The 18,513-nt window shown below is 56.8% G+C and carries 17 protein-coding genes; 6 read left to right on the top strand and 11 right to left on the bottom strand.

The features are described from left to right. Nucleotides 1–4: 4 nt before the first annotated feature. The 3 genes from J7380_RS14640 to acs all read right to left on the bottom strand — a co-directional run bounded on the left by J7380_RS14640 (nucleotide 5) and on the right by acs (nucleotide 3,126). Nucleotides 5–289, bottom strand: a complete 285-nt coding sequence (locus tag J7380_RS14640; RefSeq protein ID WP_209196520.1) for a DUF4212 domain-containing protein — start codon at nucleotides 287–289, stop codon at nucleotides 5–7. A 181-nt stretch (nucleotides 290–470) separates the two neighbouring features. Further along, nucleotides 471–1,154 (bottom strand): adenylate kinase, encoded by a 684-nt coding sequence (locus J7380_RS14635; protein ID WP_209196519.1) that lies wholly within the window; start codon nucleotides 1,152–1,154, stop codon nucleotides 471–473. 7 nt (nucleotides 1,155–1,161) lie between these two features. Beyond that, entirely contained in the window at nucleotides 1,162–3,126 is a 1,965-nt protein-coding gene (gene acs, locus J7380_RS14630) for an acetate--CoA ligase (protein ID WP_209196518.1), read from the bottom strand. A gap of 428 nt (nucleotides 3,127–3,554) precedes the next feature. Here acs and dctP point away from each other — a divergent pair, with 428 nt between their 5' ends. From dctP to J7380_RS14615, 3 genes are all read left to right on the top strand, one after another. Then, on the top strand, nucleotides 3,555–4,571 hold the full coding sequence (gene dctP / locus J7380_RS14625) for a TRAP transporter substrate-binding protein DctP (RefSeq protein WP_209196517.1): 1,017 nt from the start codon (nucleotides 3,555–3,557) through the stop codon (nucleotides 4,569–4,571). Nucleotides 4,572–4,634: 63 nt separating this feature from the next. Beyond that, nucleotides 4,635–5,264 carry a TRAP transporter small permease gene (locus tag J7380_RS14620; RefSeq protein WP_209196516.1) on the top strand — a complete coding sequence of 210 codons (630 nt, stop codon included), beginning with the start codon at nucleotides 4,635–4,637 and terminating at the stop codon, nucleotides 5,262–5,264. Then, the gene (locus J7380_RS14615) at nucleotides 5,265–6,668 is read left to right on the top strand and encodes a TRAP transporter large permease (protein WP_209196515.1); all 1,404 of its coding nucleotides are present in this window, start codon (nucleotides 5,265–5,267) and stop codon (nucleotides 6,666–6,668) included. A gap of 131 nt (nucleotides 6,669–6,799) precedes the next feature. Here J7380_RS14615 and J7380_RS14610 read toward each other — a convergent pair whose 3' ends face one another. Together J7380_RS14610 and rocF are read right to left on the bottom strand one after the other, a co-directional pair. Beyond that, complete coding sequence (locus J7380_RS14610; RefSeq protein WP_209196514.1) at nucleotides 6,800–7,843, bottom strand: ornithine cyclodeaminase; 1,044 nt, start codon at nucleotides 7,841–7,843, stop codon at nucleotides 6,800–6,802. Then, nucleotides 7,843–8,763, bottom strand: coding sequence for an arginase (gene rocF, locus J7380_RS14605; RefSeq protein WP_209196513.1), 921 nt, complete (start codon nucleotides 8,761–8,763; stop codon nucleotides 7,843–7,845). Before rocF ends, J7380_RS14610 begins: the two co-directional genes overlap by 1 nt. Before the next feature lie 86 nt (nucleotides 8,764–8,849). On the opposite strand from rocF, the gene J7380_RS14600 reads away from it, so the two are divergent. Then, nucleotides 8,850–9,278 carry an Lrp/AsnC family transcriptional regulator gene (locus tag J7380_RS14600; RefSeq protein WP_209196512.1) on the top strand — a complete coding sequence of 143 codons (429 nt, stop codon included), beginning with the start codon at nucleotides 8,850–8,852 and terminating at the stop codon, nucleotides 9,276–9,278. An 86-nt stretch (nucleotides 9,279–9,364) separates the two neighbouring features. Next, entirely contained in the window at nucleotides 9,365–11,974 is a 2,610-nt protein-coding gene (gene mprF, locus J7380_RS14595) for a bifunctional lysylphosphatidylglycerol flippase/synthetase MprF (RefSeq protein ID WP_209196511.1), read from the top strand. Between the two features lie 3 nt (nucleotides 11,975–11,977). Here the strand turns inward: mprF and J7380_RS14590 are convergent, their stop codons facing one another. The 6 genes from J7380_RS14590 to J7380_RS14565 all read right to left on the bottom strand — a co-directional run bounded on the left by J7380_RS14590 (nucleotide 11,978) and on the right by J7380_RS14565 (nucleotide 16,715). After that, nucleotides 11,978–13,540, bottom strand: a complete 1,563-nt coding sequence (locus J7380_RS14590; RefSeq protein WP_209196510.1) for an efflux transporter outer membrane subunit — start codon at nucleotides 13,538–13,540, stop codon at nucleotides 11,978–11,980. A gap of 11 nt (nucleotides 13,541–13,551) precedes the next feature. Next, complete coding sequence (locus J7380_RS14585; protein ID WP_209196509.1) at nucleotides 13,552–14,697, bottom strand: HlyD family secretion protein; 1,146 nt, start codon at nucleotides 14,695–14,697, stop codon at nucleotides 13,552–13,554. A gap of 21 nt (nucleotides 14,698–14,718) precedes the next feature. Further along, nucleotides 14,719–15,081 carry a DUF3302 domain-containing protein gene (locus tag J7380_RS14580; RefSeq protein ID WP_170352930.1) on the bottom strand — a complete coding sequence of 121 codons (363 nt, stop codon included), beginning with the start codon at nucleotides 15,079–15,081 and terminating at the stop codon, nucleotides 14,719–14,721. 34 nt (nucleotides 15,082–15,115) lie between these two features. Next, on the bottom strand, nucleotides 15,116–15,685 hold the full coding sequence (locus tag J7380_RS14575) for a disulfide bond formation protein B (RefSeq protein ID WP_209196508.1): 570 nt from the start codon (nucleotides 15,683–15,685) through the stop codon (nucleotides 15,116–15,118). A 9-nt stretch (nucleotides 15,686–15,694) separates the two neighbouring features. Continuing rightward, complete coding sequence (locus tag J7380_RS14570) at nucleotides 15,695–15,850, bottom strand: DUF5993 family protein (protein ID WP_209196507.1); 156 nt, start codon at nucleotides 15,848–15,850, stop codon at nucleotides 15,695–15,697. Between the two features lie 103 nt (nucleotides 15,851–15,953). Next, nucleotides 15,954–16,715: a DeoR/GlpR family DNA-binding transcription regulator gene (locus J7380_RS14565; RefSeq protein ID WP_209196506.1), complete on the bottom strand. Its 762-nt coding sequence runs from the start codon at nucleotides 16,713–16,715 to the stop codon at nucleotides 15,954–15,956. Between the two features lie 202 nt (nucleotides 16,716–16,917). Here J7380_RS14565 and glpD point away from each other — a divergent pair, with 202 nt between their 5' ends. Continuing rightward, nucleotides 16,918–18,486, top strand: a complete 1,569-nt coding sequence (gene glpD, locus J7380_RS14560) for a glycerol-3-phosphate dehydrogenase (protein WP_209196505.1) — start codon at nucleotides 16,918–16,920, stop codon at nucleotides 18,484–18,486. The last annotated feature ends 27 nt before the right edge of the window (nucleotides 18,487–18,513 follow it).

Genomic DNA, 18,513 nt, shown 5'->3' with positions numbered 1-18,513 from the left:
GCTGTTACTCCTCGTCCACGCCGTATTCAGCGTCCAGCTTGTTCATGCGCCAGGCGTAGTTGAAGATCAGCACCAGAAAGACCAGGATCGAACCCTGCTGTGCGAACCAAAAGCCCAGATCTGTACCACCCACGGAAATACCCGAAAGCAGCGGACGCAGCAGAATGCCGAATCCAAACGACACCAGCGCCCAGATCACAAGGCTGATGTAAATTAGGCGCAGGTTGGCCTGCCAATAGCCCTTGTCGGACTCGGCAGCCTGCGCGGTGTTTGATGATTGATCCGCCATTGCGGGTTCCTCCTTCGCTTTTTCGCCGTACGGCCTGGCACACAACTCCTCAAGTGCGTCAGGTCGCTTTGCGATTGTGCCCAACGCCCCGTGACGTCAGGTAAAACTTCTCGGTTCTGCCAAGGCAGTTCCTTCGAAGTATTCTGATTTCGGATTAAAGCCCTGCGCTTTGATCCACCCTTTAAGTCATGACCTCTTGCACATACCCTTGCAGGTCGATTGAGATGTCATCTATCTGGCCCATTGCGTTGATACCCTTCAGCACACCCTGGGCCTGATAGTAGTCAATCAGCGGTGCCGTCTGCGCGTGATAGGCCGTCAGCCGGGACGCAACAGTTTCAGCGTTATCATCTGCGCGCCGTTTGAACTCTGAGCTGCCGCATTTATCGCATTTTCCTTCAGCCGCGGGCAGTTTGAACGTGTCGTGGTAGCCTTCACCGCACATGCCGCAGGTGTAGCGACCCGAAATCCGGATCACCATTTCAGCGTCTTCTACTTCGAGGCTGATGGCCGAATTGATCTTTTGCCCAGATTCGGCCAACAAAGTGTCCAGCGCCTGTGCCTGAACCGTGGTGCGAGGAAAGCCGTCAAGGATGATTCCTTTCGCGCAGTCCGGCTCGGCCAGTCGATCGCGCAGGATCGCGATGACAATATCGTCGCTGACCAGATCTCCGGCCTCCATCACGGCTTTGGCGGCCAAACCTGCTTCAGTCCCGGCCGCGACGGCGGCACGCAGCAAGTCTCCGGTGCTGAGTTGAACCAAACCGAACTTCTGTTCAAGCATACGAGCCTGTGTACCCTTCCCGGCACCCGGAGGGCCGAGAAGGATAAGGACGACGGGTGTGGTGATCGTGGCAGCGTCCATCACATCCTCACTTGTTCGCACGGTTTTCGATCAGGTCTTCGACCACTGACGGATCGGCAAGCGTCGAAGTATCCCCAAGCGCACCAAAGTCATCCTCGGCGATTTTGCGCAGGATGCGGCGCATGATCTTGCCCGAACGCGTTTTCGGCAAGCCCGGTGCCCACTGGATCACATCCGGCGAGGCAATCGGTCCAATCTCGGTCCGCACCCAAGTGCGCAGCTCTTTCAGCAGCTCATCCGAGGGGGTGCGATCATTCATCAAGGTGACATAACAATAGATGCCTTGTCCTTTGATTTCATGCGGATATCCCACCACGGCGGCTTCGGCCACAGCGGCGTGGGCGACCAGCGCGCTTTCGACCTCGGCGGTGCCCATGCGGTGCCCGGATACGTTGATCACATCATCTACGCGGCCAGTAATCCAGTAGTCGCCATCCTCATCCCGACGGCACCCATCACCTGTGAAGTAGTAGCCTTTGTAATCCGAGAAATAGGTCTTTTCGAACCGTTCATGATCGCCCCAGACGGTGCGCATCTGACCGGGCCAGCTGTCCTTGATGCACAGCACGCCCTCGACCCCGTTGCCGTTGATTTCGACACCCGATTGCGGGTCCAGAACCACTGGCTGAATGCCAAAGAACGGCTTCATTGCCGCGCCGGGCTTCATCGCGTGCGCACCGGGCAGAGGGGTCATCAGATGACCGCCGGTTTCCGTCTGCCACCAGGTGTCGACGATGGGGCATTTGCCTTTGCCGATCACATCATTGTACCAGTTCCAGGCTTCTGGGTTGATCGGTTCGCCGACAGTGCCCAGAAGGCGCAAGTCGCTCAGGTCGTGCTTCTCGACAAATTCGTTGCCCTGACCCATCAGTGCGCGGATCGCGGTGGGGGCCGTATAGAACTGGTTGACCTTGTGCTTGGCGCACACCTCCCAGAAACGGCCTGCATCGGGGTATGTTGGGACGCCTTCAAACATCAGCGTTGTAGCGCCATTGGCCAGCGGACCATAAACGATGTAGCTGTGGCCTGTGACCCAGCCGACGTCCGCAGTACACCAGTAAACGTCACCCTCGTGATAGTCGAATGTTACCTCATGGGTCAGCGCGGCGTAGACCAGATAACCGCCGGTCGTGTGAACGACGCCTTTGGGCTGACCAGTCGAGCCAGAGGTGTAAAGAATGAATAGCGGGTCTTCGGCATTCATCTCGGCGGGGGCGCAATAGTCGTCGGCCTCCAGTGCCATTTCGTTATAGTCGTAGTCGCGACCGTTGATCCATGTGGTCTGGCCGTTGGTCCGCTTGACGACGAGGCATTTCACCGTGTCCTTACAATGCAGCAGCGCCGCATCTGCGTTGGATTTCAGCGGGGTCTTGCGGCCGCCACGCGGGGCTTCGTCCGCTGTGATGATGACCTTGGCGTCACAGCCATTGATCCGTGCCGCCAGCGCATCGGGTGAGAAGCCGGCAAACACGATCGAATGAATTGCGCCGATACGGGCACAGGCCAGCATTGCGTAAGCAGCCTCGGGGATCATCGGGAGGTAGATGACAACTCGATCACCTTTGCGCACACCCATTGATTCCAGGATGTTGGCCATTCGGCAGGTGCGACGGTGCAGTTCGGCATAGGTAATGTGCTGAGCGGGATCAGTTGGATCATCCGGCTCCCAGATGATCGCGGTTTGATCTCCACGGGTTTTCAGGTGGCGATCCAGGCAGTTGGACGAAACATTCAGAGTACCATCGGCGTACCAGTTAATACCGACCGAGCCGAATTCGTAGCTGACATCCTTGACCTGGGAATAGGGTTTGATCCAGTCGATACGCTTTCCCTGTTCGTCCCAGAAGGCAACAGGATCGTTGACGGAGGCTGCATACATCTCGTTGTATTTGTCGGCATCGACATGTGCACGGGCAACAGTGTCTGCTGATGGCGGATAGGTTTTGGCATCTGCCTGGGCAGCGGTTGTCATTCTGAGGCTCCTCCCTCTGGACTAAATTTCGTGGGGCCGAATTTTGCCTGCTAAACTGACAATGTCGACCCGCTTCCTCCCCATACCGAATAATACGGAGAACAGAAAACAAGGGAATAAATTACCGGAAACTATGGATTAGTTTGTAAAAAAATTTCTCTAAATGCCGTTATGGTGAAAATTTTTTTGGATCAATGTGATAATTAACGATTAATAACAAAGTGATAATTGTAACGGATTTCCATCTTCGTGTTTGCGTTGGCCGGATCCAAAAATGGCATCGGAAATTCATCTTTAGCGTGTTAGCGGTCACTTGATCTGATGATCTTGGTTCCGCGAAATCTTCCGGGGGTTGGCACACTCAGATGTTGGCGCTAGCTTTGCCATTAAGCGCTTCGACAAGGGGCGCAGATAAGGGAGAGATCATAATGAAAAAGATGCTGAGCGGTGCCGCTGTCGCCGCCTTGACCGTTGCCTTCGTATCCGAGGCCGCAGCCACTGAATGGAGCGCCTCGGTCTGGGGTAAACGCCGCGCCTTTACCGAGCACGTTGAAAAGCTGGCCGAGCTGGTCAGTGAAAAAACCGGCGGTGAATTCACCATCAATGTAAGCTACGGGGGCTTGTCCAAGCCGCGAGAGAATCTGGACGGCATTGAAATCGGCGCGTTCGAGATGGCGCAGTTCTGCGCGGGCTATCACCGGGACAAAAACCGCGCGATCACTGTGCTTGAACTCCCATTTCTGGGCGTAAGCAACCTTGAAGAAGAGGTTGCCGTCAGCCACGCGGTTTACGATCACCCGGCGGTGAAAGATGAGATGGCACAGTGGAATGCGCGCATTATCATGACCTCACCCATGCCACAGTATAATCTTGTCGGCACAGGTGACCCGCGCGATAAGCTTGCCGACTTCGAAGGTATGCGTGTGCGCGCCACCGGCGGTCTGGGGCAGGCGTTCGAAGCGGTTGGAGGTGTCCCGACCTCGGTTCCGGCGACTGAGGCATTCAACGCGATGGAATCGGGTGTGGTAGACACTGTGGCTTTCGCCCAGCACGCTCATCTGTCGTTCGGCACCATCAATGAGGCTGATTGGTGGACCGCGAACCTCAATCCCGGCACGGTGAACTGTCCGGTCGTGGTGAATATCGACGCTTATGAAGCGCTGCCAGCCGAGCACCGAGAGGCGCTGAACAGCTCGATTGATGAGGCAATTGACCATTACCTCGCCAACTATGGCGGCCTGCTGGAGCAATGGGACAGCGTCCTGTCCGAGAAGGGTGTCGCCAAGGTTGAAATCGACGAAGCCGTAATCGAGGAGTTCCGCACAAAAGCGGCTGATCCGATCCGCGAGCAGTGGATTTCGGATATGTCAGCGCAGGGCCTGCCTGCGCAAGACCTCTATGATCTGGTTCAGGCAACGCTGAAGCAACAGCGCGGCGGTAACTGATCACTAAGTCCGGGTGCCTGTTCGGCGCCCGGACACCTATAAAGACAACAGGGGATCACCGGCATGGCAGGACAGGCCACGGTGCTTGAAGACGGCAGCCGTCTCAGCCGTCTGGATCATCATTTATTGCGATTGGAGAAGTTCCTGGCGCTGATCAGCGGGATTGCTGTCTTTGGGCTGATGGTTCTGGCGGTGGTATCCGTCAGTGGGCGCAATGCGTTTAACGCACCTTTGCCGGGCTATGTGGATTGGATCGAACAGGCCATGCCGCTGATCGCGTTCCTTGGCATTTCTTTTGTTCAAAGGGATGGCGGGCACATCCGCATGGATATCGTCATCTCGCGCCTGCACGGGCGGGCGCTGTGGCTCTTCGAGCTGATCTCGGTCGTATTGATCCTTGTTCTGATGCTGGCCCTTGTCTGGGGCAGCTGGTCCCATTTCGACCGCTCATTCGATTTTGGCGCACCGTTGTGGAGCCGTGATAGCTCAATCGACATCGGTATCCCGCTGTGGCCTGCCAAACTGTTGGCGCCGGTTGCCTTCTCGGTGCTGTGTCTGCGGCTGGTCCTGCAAATCTGGGGCTATGGTCGCGCCTTTTTCTTAGGGTTGGAGAACCCCGTGGCCGTGCCGCTTATACAGGATGTCGCCGCCCAGGCGGCTGCCGAGGCCGAGCAATTCGAAGGGCAGGACTAGATGGACACGATTGATATCGGCCTGTGGGTTACAGGCGGCCTGCTGGTTCTGGTCGTCACTGGTATGCGCGTGGCCTTTGCGGCAGGCTTGGCAGGTCTGGTTGGGTTGGTTTGGATTTTCTGGGCCAAGTTCGGCTATGACCCCGACCGCTTTGGCAAAGCACTGACCGTGGCCGTCAAAACGGCGGGACAAGTGCCCCATTCCAAGGTTGCGGCCCACACGCTCAGCCTGATTCCGACCTTCATCCTGATCGGATATCTGGCTTATTACGCAGGCTTGACCCGCGCGCTGTTCGAGGCCGCCAAACGCTGGGTCGCCTGGGTGCCCGGCGGGTTGGCGGTGTCCACCGTCTTCGCCACGGCTGGCTTTGCGGCAGTGTCGGGCGCTTCGGTCGCCACCTCTGCCGTGTTTGCGCGCATCGCCATCCCCGAGATGCTGAAGGTCGGCTACAATAAACAATTCGCGGCCGGCGTCGTTGCCGCTGGCGGAACGCTGGCCTCGCTGATCCCGCCCTCAGCGATTCTGGTGATCTATGCGATCATCGTTGAACAGGATGTCGGCAAACTGCTGTTGGCGGGTTTCATTCCGGGCGCATTCTCGGCAGTCATATACGGCCTGTTGATTGTGGGTATCGCCGTGATCTTCAAATCTGTCGGTCCGCCCGTAACTGGGTTCACCTGGAAACAGCGCTTTGCTGCACTGCCCGGTGCGTTCCCCATCGTCGCCGTAATCCTCATAATCATCTGCTTCGTCTACAACCCGTTTGGCGACAAGGCCTGGGGCACTCCTACCGAGGGCGGTGCTATCGGAGCCTTCATCGTCTTCTGTTTTGCCCTGTTTCACGGAATGCGCTGGACTGAGCTGAAATCCGCGCTGTTGGAAACAGCCAAACTGACGGCGATGATCTTCTCGATCATCTGGGGGGTTCTGATCTATGTTCGGTTCCTCGGGTTCGCTGATCTGCCCGGGGCATTCTCGGACTGGATCACATCGCTTGAGATGTCGCCCATGCTGATCCTGATCTGCATCCTGTTGGCCTATGCGGTCCTGGGAATGTTCATGGACGCCATCGGGATGCTTCTGTTGACCTTGCCGGTGGTTTACCCTGCGGTGATGGCCTTGAACGGGGGCGAGACAGTCAGTGCGGCTGACAGCGCTTTTGGTATGTCTGGTCCAATGTGCGCGATCTGGTTCGGGATACTGGTTGTAAAAATGGCAGAGTTCTGCCTGATCACGCCACCCATCGGTCTTAACTGTTTTGTTGTCGCTGGCGTACGACCAGATTTAAGCGTTCAGGATGTATTCAAGGGCGTGACACCGTTTTTTATCGCGGACGCAGTCACTATCGCGCTTCTGGTCGCGTTTCCCGGTATCGTGCTCTACTTACCATCGTTGGCGGGATAGAGAGCTCTTTGCGAGGCTCTGCCTCGCGCTTCGGGATACTTGCTGCCAGATGAAAATAGGATCCCTGGCTTCATCCGGCCAAAAATATCTCGGGGGAGCCGCCCGCAGGGCGGCGGGGGCAGCGCCCCCGTTTAGCCAGCGCGCATCAACATGCCGAACAGATCTCTGGGGTCGTCCGGGTCCGCCAACATGTCCAACGGTTCATAGAAATTCGTGCCTTCGATGGCGGTTTTGATAAACCTTAGCGCCGAGAAATCCTCGATTGCGAAGCCGACACTGTCAAACAGGGTAATCTGCCGGTCGTCTTTACGGCCTGTGGCTTGACCTGTCATGACCTGCCACATCTCTGTCACGGGATGATCCGAGGCCAAGGCCTGTATTTCGCCTTCAACCCTCGTCTGCTCAGGATATTCGACAAAAATCTCCGAGCGGAGAAGGATATCCCGGTGGAGTTCGGTTTTTCCGGGGCAATCTCCGCCGATTGCGTTTATGTGAACGCCGGGCCCCACCATGTTATCTGTCAGTATGGTTGCGTATTTCTTGTCTGCTGTGCAGGTCGTAATAATCTGCGCGCCTTCGATGGCATCCTCGGGCGTTTTGCACAGAACAACAGTCAGTCCTGAATTCTTGAGGTTCGCGGCGCATTTTTCGGTGGCGTTGGCGTCAGTGTCGTACAGGCGAACAGTGTTGATGTTGCACATCGCCTTGAAGGCAAGGCATTGGAACTCGGATTGCGCACCGTTTCCAATCATGGCCATCGTTGTGGCGGATTTGGGGGCAAGGTAGCGACCCACAAGGGCCGACGTGGCCGCTGTTCGCAAGGCTGTCAGCAATGTCATTTCCGTCAGTAGGGTCGGGTACCCAGTGTAGACATCTGCAAGCAGTCCAAATGCTGTGACGGTCTGAAGGCCCTCAGATGTGTTTTTGGGATGGCCGTTGACGTATTTGAAACCATAAGCTTCGCCGTCAGAGGTGGGCATCAACTCAATAACCCCATGCGGAGAATGGGCGGGAATGCGCGGGGTCTTGTCGAAGCTTTCCCACCTTTTGAAATCAGCTTCGATCTGCGCCGCGACCTGAGTGATCATGTGTTCCACGCCGATGTGGTGCACCAGTCGCATCATGTTGTCGACAGATACAAAGGGAACGAGGGCTTTATTGGACGGTTGGGTCATCAGAAACTCCGGGTCGGTCGGTCGAAGATGCGCCGCCCCAGAAGGGACGCGGCCAGATCGACCATCAATTTTGCAGTGCGGCCGCGCTCATCAAGAAACGGGTTGAGCTCGACCAGATCAAGCGAACAGACAAGGCCGCTTTCGTGCAGCAGCTCCATGACCAGATGCGCTTCGCGTTCGGTCGCTCCACCGGGCACGGTCGTTCCGACAGCCGGCGCGATAGAGGGGTCCAGAAAGTCGACGTCCAGTGACACGTGCAGCATCCCGTTTGCGGCGCGAACACGTTCGAGAAAGGCCATAAGTGGTGCTTTGATGCCGTGTTCGTCGATGCTGCGCATGTCTGCCAACATGACGTGATCTTTTTCCAGCTGAGCCCGCTCGGCAGGGTCGACCGAGCGCAGCCCAATCATGCCAACTCGGTCCGTCGGGACCGGTGCAGTGATCGGTGGGAAAGCCTCAAAGCCCGATTGGCCAGTGAAATAGGCAACAGGTGTTCCGTGCAGGTTGCCACTGTCGGTACTCTGCGGCGTGTGAAAATCGCTATGTGCGTCAAGCCACAGCACGAATAGGGGGCGGCCAAGTTTCTGTGCATGTTCGGACATACCAGAAACGGTCCCCATCGACAGGGCGTGATCTCCGCCCATGAATATCGGCATGCCGTTTTGCGCCGCCTCCTGAGCGGCCCGGTTCAATGCACGGGTCCAACCGATACATTCGGGCAGCGCGAATAGGTGCGGATGTTCAGCCACATCCAATTGGTCGGGGACGGCGTCGCCAATATCCTGAACAGCATGCCCAAGACTGTTGAGAGCGGTCTGCAACCCTGCGACCCGATAGGCGTCGGGGCCCATTCGACAGCCCTGTCGGCGTTTGCCCGAATCCATGGGGCTGCCAACCAGTATGATATTAGTGTTTTTCATGTGCTTATTTACGCAGTCATAGTGGGTTGCGAAAAGTCAACAAAATGCTCAAAAAGAACTTTGATGTCTCGAAACGAGAAGTAAAAATGGACGAACTGGATAAGCGGCTGTTAAGTGCACTGCATCGCGATGCGCGCGCATCCCTGTCTGAACTTGCTGAAACGCTTGGGGTAACACGCACGACTGTTCGCAGTCGATTGCAACGGCTCAAGCAATCGGGCGAGATCGTGGGTTTCACAGTCCTGACCCGACAGGATGTGGCCCAAAGTCCGGTTCGCGGGTTAATGATGCTTGAGATCGAGGGCCGCGGCACCGAGCGTACGATGGCCCGTATATCAGCCATGCCCGAAGTGCGCGCCGTTCATTCAACCAACGGGAGCTGGGACCTCATAGCCGAGATCAGCACAGATACCTTGGCCGAGTTGGACGTAGTCCTGTTTCAAATCCGCCGGATGGAGGGGATCACCCGATCGGAAACCAATCTGCTTTTGTCCACACGTAAGGGCCGGATGTAAGAGCCGTAGTGCTTTGAGGTTCAACGAATTTGTGTAAAACTGTTGCAGCACGCAAGCAACCAAAACCTCAAGAGCAGAGAACAGATATGACCGATCAGGATACCGGCCAAGACCTCTGGGCTGTTCGTTTGGCTGAACGTGTGGCCGGGTTTCTGGAACGTCCCTGGATTAAAATCCTGGTCCCCGTTCTGGTCATGCTGGTGGCTTTGACTGTCCTGCACGAGTTGTCTTCGCACGTAAAATGGTCCGATGTGCAGTCGGATGTGGCTAACACTTCTTGGAAGTTGATGTTCTTTGCGCTGTGCTGGACGATGGTCAGCTTCCTGTCGCTGTCGCTCTATGACGTGTTCGCTGTGCAAAGTGTGGCGGATGGCGAAGTGCCATTGCCAGTGGCGGGAATGGCCGGGGCTTGCGGATATGCTGTGTCGAACTGCCTCGGGTTCTCTTATATTACAGGGACCGCGATCCGGTATCGGATCTATGCATCTTTGGGTCTGGATCTGAGCAGGGTTGCGGGGGTCATCGCGACCTCGTGGATTGCGTTCTGGTCAGGCATGGTGCTTCTTTTGGGCACCCTTCTGACACTGCATCCCGATGGGATATCAAAGGTTATTCCGATAAGTGACACAACCGAAACTGTGATCGGCCTGTGCATGCTTGCCGCATTGCTGGGCCTGTTCCTGTGGCTTGCCAATGGTGGGCGACGTCTGGCCTATGGGGGCGTAGGCTTCAACCTTCCAAACGGCAAGTTAGCCAGTCTTCTGACGCTTGCTGCGCTCGGGGATTTGTTTGGCGCGTCGATGGTGCTTTATACATTGATGCCCAGTGATCTGGGCGTCGGTTTTCCTTATTTCTTCACCATATTCATTGCGGCAATCGCGGTCGGGATTGTCAGTCACGCTCCAGGCGGTATCGGCGCGTTTGAGGCCACCATGATCGCGGGTTTGGGGGCCTCGGGTCGTTCGGATGTGATCGCTGCATTGCTGCTGTATCGTCTAGTTTACACATTTCTACCCTTCGTGATCGCCAGCCTCTCGATTGCGGTCGCCTCGGCCCTGAGCCACCGGCACCACATCACAGGTGCCGCCACGTGGGTGTATCGCGTTATCCGACCCATCGTTCCAATGGTCGCAGCCGGCGTTGCTGCGGTTGCAGGTGTCATTTTGCTGGTGTCGGGTGCTCTGCCAGCCAGCAGTGAAAACCTTGGGGTTTTGCGGGATGTCCTGCCGCTGTCATTTGTTGAGGCATCGCATCTGGTCGGTAGCGCGGTGGGCGTATTGCTTTTGCTGGTGTCGCGCGGCCTGTTTCGCAAGCTGTACCGCGCGTGGGTGGTTGCGATGTTGCTTATGGTGGCTGGCTTTGGGGCCTCGATTGCGAAAGGGTTGGATACGCATGAAGCGATCAGCATGTTGGCCACGATTGGGGTGTTGGCCATGTTCCGCGATGCCTTTTATCGGGTAAGCGGCGCGTCGATTTTTCGTTTGAATATACCGTGGCTGGTCAGCGTCATGGCCCTGTTGGCGGTGGTTTTCTGGATCGGTCTGTTTGCCTATTCCCATGTCGAATATCAGAATGCCCTATGGTGGGAATTCGCGTGGAATGGCGACGCCTCGCGGTTTTTGCGCTCTAGTCTGGTGGTGGCAGTGATCCTTGGGATCGTGGCCGTGACCTCTCTGTTCGGGCGCGAAATTCCTATGCCGGAACGCACCGAGATCCCTGCGGTGGTTGAACGGTTGGTGATGGAGAGCGAGGATACTGAATCCCAGATTTCCCTGACCGGAGACAAGCAGTTCCTGATCGCCCCCGATGAAAGCGCGTTTCTGGCCTATGCCGATACCGGCAACGCACTGATCACCAAGGGCGAGCCGGTGGGAGATGAAAAAGCCGGGCAGCAACTGATCTGGCAGTTGCGCGAGATGGCGGATCGCGAAGGCAAGCTGTGCGCGTTCTACAGCGTCTCGACGAAATACCTGCCGACCTTTCTGGATCTTGGCCTGTCGATCCTGAAAATCGGTGAGGTCGCCCGCGTGCCACTCAAGGATTTCTCGCTGGATGGCAAATCGCGCAAACGGTTCCGGCAGGCGAAAAACCGGGCCGAGCGTGAAGGCTATGTCTTTGAGATCATTCGCAAGGAAAACCTTGCGCCGATTCTGCCAGAGCTGCGGAAAATCTCGGATGACTGGCTGGCCCAGAAAGCCGGAGAGGAGAAGGGGTTCGCGCTTGGCGGGTTCGACGACGACTATCTGTCCTATTTCGACCACGCCGCGCTGCGTGAAAGCGAAGGCGGGCGGATCGTGGCCTTCGCCAACCTGTTTCAGGGCGGCCATAAGTCGGAGCTGTCACTGGACCTGATGCGATATGAACCTGACAGCGCCAGCTTCGTCATGGACGCGCTATTTGCCGAGATGATGGCATGGGGTGCCGAGCAGGGGTTCCAGTGGTTCTCATTGGGCGCTGCTCCGTTTTCAGGGATCGAGAACCGGCAACTGGCGTCATTCTGGAATCGCGTCGGTGGGTTTGTTTACGAACATGGCGAGCAATTCTATCACTTCGAAGGGTTGCGCAGTTTCAAACAGAAATTTGACCCGGAATGGAGCCCGAATTATCTGGCCAGTCCCGGTGGGCTGGCGGCTCCGCGCATCTTGTACGAAGTGAACATCCTGATCTCGGGCGGGTTGCGAGGGCTGACGAAATAGCCCTTAGTTCAGGCTGGCGCGCGTTGGGTCTTGTTCCAGCAGGTCGCCCCAATCGGTGCGATAGGCCATTTCAGCCAGTACCGTTTCAGGCAGGAATTCCTGAGTTTGCCGGATCTGCCAGCCGCCGCCCAGACCTTTGTAAACAGCGACCAGATTGCCGGACACCTGCTGGCGCGCCTCGATCAGATTGGCTTGCGAATTCAGCAATGCCGTCTGCGTGTTCAGGATGCGGGAATAATCCACGATGCCGTCCCGGTATTGGTCGACCGCAATCTCGGCCGCGCGGCGCGAGGCGGCGACGCTGTTTTCATAGAATCCAACTTGCTTGCGCGATTGGGTATAAGCGACCATGGCGCTTTCGACCTCGGAATAGGCGGTCAGGACGGTGTTCTGATAATTCGCGATCAACGCTTGATAGGCGGCGTCCTGCGCGCGGACATTGTTCTTGATTCGGCCATAGTTCAGCACGTTCCACACCACGCCTGCATTGGCCAAACCCGTGGAGCTGGCCGGGGTGAACAGGTCGCGCCCACCTGACGCCTGCACCCCGATCGAGCCTGACAGGATAAATTGCGGATACAGGTCTGCGATCGCGATCCCAACCTGCGCCGATTGTGTGGCCGCGGCCAGTTCCGCTGCGCGCACGTCGGGACGGCGTCGCAGCAGTTCGGCCGGAACACCCACGGCGACGTTTGACCGGGCCGACGGGATACGCCCGGAATTGCCCAACAGGCTGGTCATGCGCGAGGGTGTCGTGCCAAGCAGAACCGCCAGCGCATTCTTGGTCTGTTGCAAGTCGCTTTCCAGCGCGGGCACCAGTGCCTTGGTGTTGTTCAGAAGGGCGGTGGATTCTTGCACGTCCAGTTCAGTCGTAACGCCATTGTTGAAGCGCAATTGGGTCAGGTCGGCCGATTCCTGTTGAAGCTGGATATTGTCCCGTGCGACCGCCAACGACTCCTGCAGGGCGCGAATATTGACATAGAGCGCGGCCACATCGCCCGTCAGCGTCACCAGCGCGTCATCGTAATTGGCCACCTGCAACGCAAGATTGGACCGCGCCGCCTGCACGCCGCGCCGTTGCTGGCCCCAAACGTCCAGTTCCCACTGTGCGTCAAACCCGGCTTGTGATGTCGAAAACTCGGTGTCCAGCGGGATTATCTCGCGAATATCGGCAATGGGACCGAGGTTTTCGCTGACCTGACGCCGCTCGATCGAGGCGCCGATGGCCTGTGATTGCGGGTACAACTCGCCAAACGCGATGCCCAACTGCGCACGGGCCTGCAATACGCGAGCTCCGGCAACTTGCAGGTCGAGGTTCTGGGCATAGGCCTCGTTGATCAGCCTGTTGAGAGTAGGGTCATTGAACGTCTCCCACCATTTGACCACGGGTGCGCTGCGCGAGGTCAAGCCGCTTGGCCCCGCACTGGGGCTGTTGACCTCGATCCATTCCTGCACGACCGGCGAGTTCGGGCGCACAAAATCCGGCCCCACCGGTGCGCATCCGACCAACAGGGCGGCGCATAGCGCGGTGCCCATCAACTGGCGGGTCAGGCGGGTTCGTTTCATGCGCTATGTCCTCAGATGTCCAGCGGGCGGATGAAGTTCGCAAATGAGTAGAGGCGAATGTTGATGCGCCGCAGGAACTCAAAGCTTTTGCCCTGACCGGTATAGATCGCAACCGCCGCGTGGCCACCTGCGGGGAAGGTGTGACCATCTGGAATATCGACCGAGATTTGCACCGCAATGCGGCCCGGCAGCTTGGGCAGCTCAAAGCCGGGCAGGCGGCCCGAAGGTAGGTATTGCCCCTGACGGGTGGCCCACCAGATCGCCTCGACCTTGCCGGTGAGGATTTCGCCGGGATAGAGATCGAGCGCGACTTCAACCTCTTGCCCCGGTTCAACGAATTTCAGGTTCTGTTGGCGGTAAGTGGCCAAGATATAAGGATTATCCGTGGTGACGAAGCTGGCAATAGCGCCCAGCCGGATTTCCCCTACAACCATGCCGGGACGTGCCTGTTGCGAGACGATCATGCCGTCTTCAGGGGCGTAAATCGTCGTGTTGTCCAGGAAATACTGCGCTTTATCCAGCTGCGCTTGCGCCTGCAGAATGCCTGTGTTGACCCCGTTAATTTGGGAATCCAGCGCCAGTTGGGCTTTTTCCAGATTGGCCTCGGCCTCTTTGATCTGGGCCTGATCCTCGGTCACCTGTTCGTTCCAGCGGTCCAGCTCATCTTGCCGTGCACCACCTGCGGGCACCAGGTTTTCATAGCGGGTCTGCTGTGTCAGTGCATAAGCCAGCTGCGCGTTTGCGCGCTCGACATTTTCGGCGGCGACGATCACGTCCTGTTCCAGAATTTTCGCGTTTTGCTGGGCAGCGACCAACTGCGCTTTGGCTTCATCGACCTCAAGCGAAAAGACAGTATCGTCAAAGCGATAGAGTGGATCGCCTTTTTTGACCTGCGTATTCGGCTCGACCAGTACCTCGGTCAGGATGGTCGGTTGCGTCAGGCGGGGGACGATCTGAATGGTCGAGCGGATCACATGGCTGTCGAGCGAGAATGGCTGAAAGAACCGCAGGGCGACCATAAAGATCAGCAGCAGATGCGCCCCCACCCAGAACGAGACGATCCCCCAGGCGATATTGAATTTGAGCCATTGCAGTTTGAAAAAGATCAGCCAAACAAAAATGAGGTAAAAAAGCGTAATGCCCAGGGCGACAAACATAGTGTGAGAGTTCCTTTGGCCTTAGCTTCTCTGACTGTCTTCGGGATCCAGCGGGTCGCGGTATTCTTCGGTCAGAGTTCCGCCTAAACGTTTGATTTCCTTGCGCACCGCATCGCGTTCGTCGTCGGGCATACGGCGGATATCGACAGTGGTGCCATCGTGGAAGGCCCAGATAAACGCGTGAACCCAAGGCACGATGGCCAGAAACCCCATCCACCCCATGATCTTAACGGCCTCGGCATGGGGGTGGTTGCGCTTGATCGCGATGCGCCCTGGCAGTCCCATGATGAACAAAAACAGTGCCATCACTGCAGCCAGCAGCAAAATGAGCGCGACAAATGTCAGGTAGTCATAGTAGCCCAGTGGCTGCCCCAATAATCCCATGCTCGTGCCTCCTTATGGGAAGGTTGACCCATCCTCATTTGTTCGCATCCACTTCGTCAATCAATTTATAGCTTGTCGGAGGGTCAGCGCAGATGCCGGGACCACATTCCAGCAGGGCCGACACTGTGTTGAGGGCTCCGAGGCCCAATAGGGTAAAGAACGCGACTTTTGCCAGTATATTGCCGCCAAATCGGGGTTGCTCATCCGGCATGTCGGTGTATTGGCGCGAAAACAACAGCATAATGGCGGTTCCCAGCAGGATCAGGAAAAAGCAGATCGCGGCCCATGTGTAGTAGTGATAGCCGAGAACCGGCGACCCGTAATGGCCGGTTCCTGGTACGATGTGCAGAAAGATCTGTCGGATCGAAACACTGATCCCAAACAGCGCCGAGATCAGCATCAGCGCATAGTGTTGCGGTTGCGCGCCGTATAACAGGTTTAGTGCCAATCCGATCCCGACCGCCATGAATCCCACGCGCTGCAACAGGCATAAAGGGCAGGGCAGTTCGTACAAGGCTAACTGATAAACGAAAGCCAGCAACAGTATCAGGCTAACCGCTAGGGCCCCAATCGCGTTTAGGCTGCGAGACAGTTCGGGTGTCACTGCCGTCTCCTAAAGCTGAATGGTCAGTTGACTGGTCGCGTGATAGCGAAACCAGTAGACGCTCAGCGCCAGGGTTATGAAAAAAACCGCGTTGGCAGCCTTTTTCATCCGGTAGTAGATCAGCCCTATAGCTGTTGTAAGCAGCGCGAATAGTAGTGCGATCATGTCTCGCACCCCCTAATCATAAGAATTGCAATATGTTTAAATATTGTCAGCTTAGCTCGCGTCTGGCAAGAACTTGGGGGTCAAAGTTCGCCTAAAGTGGAAGTCAGGCGCAGATTTCCAATCGCGTGCCCCAGTCAGCGCATTTCTGGACCAAGCTGCGTTGTAGCTGAGCATCGGTATAGAAGACGTCCACATCAGACAGGGATGCGATGCGCGCTGGTGCTGAGCGCTGGAATTTCGAACTGTCTGCCGCAAGCATGACATGCCGCGCCTGTGCTATGATCGTTTGACTGACATGGACCTCTTGAAAGTCGAAATCCAGCAAGTCGCCCTCGGCGTCCAGCGCAGAGCAACTGATCACAGCGTAGTCGAATTTGAATTGCTCGATCGTCGAGGTCGTAAGGTTGCCAATCAGCCCTCCGTCCGACCGGCGCAGCACGCCACCTGCAACCACGATCTGACAGTGCGGGTTTTCGACAAGTATGTTGGCCACGTTCATGTTGTTCGTCACCACCATGAGGTCTTTGTGAGACAAAAGTTGGCGCGCGACCGCCTCGGTCGAGGTTCCGATGTTCATGAACACCGATGCACCGTCTGGAATGTCGCGCGCGCAGGCCTGCGCGATCCGGGTCTTGATCTCGGCATTTAGGGCGCGTCGATCCTCGTAGCCGATGTTTGACACCCCGGACCGCAACACGGCGCCACCGTGAACGCGATCCAGTTTTCCCATGTCTGCAAGATCGGACAGGTCGCGTCGGATGGTCTGAACAGTGACCTCAAAACGCGCGGCAAGGTCTTCAACCGCGACACGGCCATCTTGCTTGGCGATTTCCAGAATATCGGATTGTCGAAACGAAAGGGACACGTGCTCCTCCGGTTGGAATGCTTTTTCGGTTTTCTTCTCTTTTTGAAAAATATCAACCTTAGAAACAGGTGAATGTGCAATTTATACTGAAATGCGACAAATAAGAGCGAGCTAAAACGAACATAAACGAAGAATATCGTTGACGACCCAAGGTCACACCGGGTTAATGGCGGCAGATTTTCAACATCGGGACTCACCGGGTATGACAGTGCAAACAGACGATGTGGCCGACCTTTTCATTATCGGCGGAGGGATCAATGGTTGTGGCATTGCCCGCGACGCGGCCGGGCGCGGATTGTCGGTGACCTTGGCCGAGATGAACGATCTGGCGTCTGCCACCTCGTCGGCCTCGACCAAGCTGTTTCATGGTGGTTTGCGATATTTGGAGTACTTCGAATTCCGCCTTGTACGCGAGGCACTGATTGAACGCGAAACACTGCTGCGTGCGATGCCGCATATCAGTTGGCCGATGCGCTTCGTCCTGCCGTATCACGAGGACATGCGGTTCGACTCGGACACACCGACTTCGCGGCTGTTAAGCACCGTAATGCCATGGATGCGGGGGCGTCGTCCGGCCTGGCTGATCCGGCTGGGCTTGTTCATGTATGACCATCTTGGAGGGCGCAAGATATTGCCCGGTACCTCCTCATTGGATCTGCGATCTGCGCCTGAAGGTGCCCCGCTGAAAAACAAGTTTGAAACGGCCTATGAATACTCGGACTGCTGGATCGAAGATTCCAGGCTGGTTGTATTGAACGCCCGCGACGCCGAAGCCCGAGGTGCAAATATCATGGTGCGGACCGAGGTTCTTTCGGCCGAACGTGTTGCGGACCTCTGGCACGTCACGATCCGCGAAACAGGGACCGATGAAACCCGCGTCGTCCGCGCGAAGATGTTGATCAATGCGGGTGGGCCGTGGGTCGGGGATATCATACAGACCAAGATACGCGTGAACTCTCGTGAAGGGGTTCGTCTGGTCCGAGGCAGTCATATTGTAACGCGCAGGCTGTTTGACCACGATAAATGTTACTTTTTTCAGGGCGAAGATGGCCGCATCATCTTTGCCATACCGTATGAGAGGGATTTTACCCTGATTGGAACCACTGATCAGGACCACCCCAATCCATCAGAGCCGCCAGTCTGCACCGAGGTCGAGCAAGAATACCTCTGCACCTTTGCGACGAAGTATTTCGAGCAGCCTATCACGCGTGATGACGTCGTCTGGACCTATTCCGGCGTGCGGCCTTTGTATGACGATGGGGCCAGCAGCGCCACTGCTGCGACCCGTGATTATACGCTTAAGGTCAATGCGACCGGGGGTGCCCCGGTTTTGAACGTGTTCGGGGGGAAAATCACCACCTATCGACGGCTGGCTGAAAGCGCGATGGAGAAGGTGGCAGAGCATTTCTCTGATCTGCCGGGGCCATGGACGGCTGGTGTGTCCCTGCCAGGAGGCGACTTTCCCGTCGATGGTGTGCAGGATTTGATAGCAGGATTGAAAGCTGATTATGCCTTTCTGGACAGGGCATGGGCAGAACGCTTGGTGCGCGCGTATGGCACCGACGCTGGTACAATTCTGGGTGACGCAAAAACTGCCGAGGATTTGGGAGAAGATTTCGGCGCTAATTTGACCTCGAAAGAGCTGGAGTGGCTGGTCGAGAAGGAATATGCGCGCAGCGCCGAAGACATCGTCTGGCGGCGCAACAAACTGGGCCTAAGGCTCACGCAGGATCAGATCGCCCGTATCCAAGACTGGATCGAAAACCGCTAGAAAAAAGCCCCGCTCAAATGGCGGGGC

It is taken from the genome of Ruegeria sp. R8_1 (assembly GCF_017743815.1).
GTDB classification, from domain to species: Bacteria; Pseudomonadota; Alphaproteobacteria; order Rhodobacterales; family Rhodobacteraceae; genus Ruegeria; species Ruegeria lacuscaerulensis_A.
Note: the sequence above shows the minus strand (reverse complement) of the source record. Positions and strands in the feature narration are given on the sequence as shown.

Excerpts from the sequence above, each read along its gene's own strand:
- J7380_RS14640 (WP_209196520.1), bottom strand. The coding sequence starts at position 289 with ATGGCGGATCAATCATCAAACACCGCGCAGGCTGCCGAGTCCGACAAG.
- J7380_RS14635 (WP_209196519.1), bottom strand. The coding sequence starts at position 1,154 with ATGGACGCTGCCACGATCACCACACCCGTCGTCCTTATCCTTCTCGGC.
- acs (WP_209196518.1), bottom strand. The coding sequence starts at position 3,126 with ATGACAACCGCTGCCCAGGCAGATGCCAAAACCTATCCGCCATCAGCA.
- dctP (WP_209196517.1), top strand. The coding sequence starts at position 3,555 with ATGAAAAAGATGCTGAGCGGTGCCGCTGTCGCCGCCTTGACCGTTGCC.
- J7380_RS14620 (WP_209196516.1), top strand. The coding sequence starts at position 4,635 with ATGGCAGGACAGGCCACGGTGCTTGAAGACGGCAGCCGTCTCAGCCGT.
- J7380_RS14615 (WP_209196515.1), top strand. The coding sequence starts at position 5,265 with ATGGACACGATTGATATCGGCCTGTGGGTTACAGGCGGCCTGCTGGTT.
- J7380_RS14610 (WP_209196514.1), bottom strand. The coding sequence starts at position 7,843 with ATGACCCAACCGTCCAATAAAGCCCTCGTTCCCTTTGTATCTGTCGAC.
- rocF (WP_209196513.1), bottom strand. The coding sequence starts at position 8,763 with ATGAAAAACACTAATATCATACTGGTTGGCAGCCCCATGGATTCGGGC.
- J7380_RS14600 (WP_209196512.1), top strand. The coding sequence starts at position 8,850 with ATGGACGAACTGGATAAGCGGCTGTTAAGTGCACTGCATCGCGATGCG.
- mprF (WP_209196511.1), top strand. The coding sequence starts at position 9,365 with ATGACCGATCAGGATACCGGCCAAGACCTCTGGGCTGTTCGTTTGGCT.
- J7380_RS14590 (WP_209196510.1), bottom strand. The coding sequence starts at position 13,540 with ATGAAACGAACCCGCCTGACCCGCCAGTTGATGGGCACCGCGCTATGC.
- J7380_RS14585 (WP_209196509.1), bottom strand. The coding sequence starts at position 14,697 with ATGTTTGTCGCCCTGGGCATTACGCTTTTTTACCTCATTTTTGTTTGG.
- J7380_RS14580 (WP_170352930.1), bottom strand. The coding sequence starts at position 15,081 with ATGGGATTATTGGGGCAGCCACTGGGCTACTATGACTACCTGACATTT.
- J7380_RS14570 (WP_209196507.1), bottom strand. The coding sequence starts at position 15,850 with ATGATCGCACTACTATTCGCGCTGCTTACAACAGCTATAGGGCTGATC.
- glpD (WP_209196505.1), top strand. The coding sequence starts at position 16,918 with ATGACAGTGCAAACAGACGATGTGGCCGACCTTTTCATTATCGGCGGA.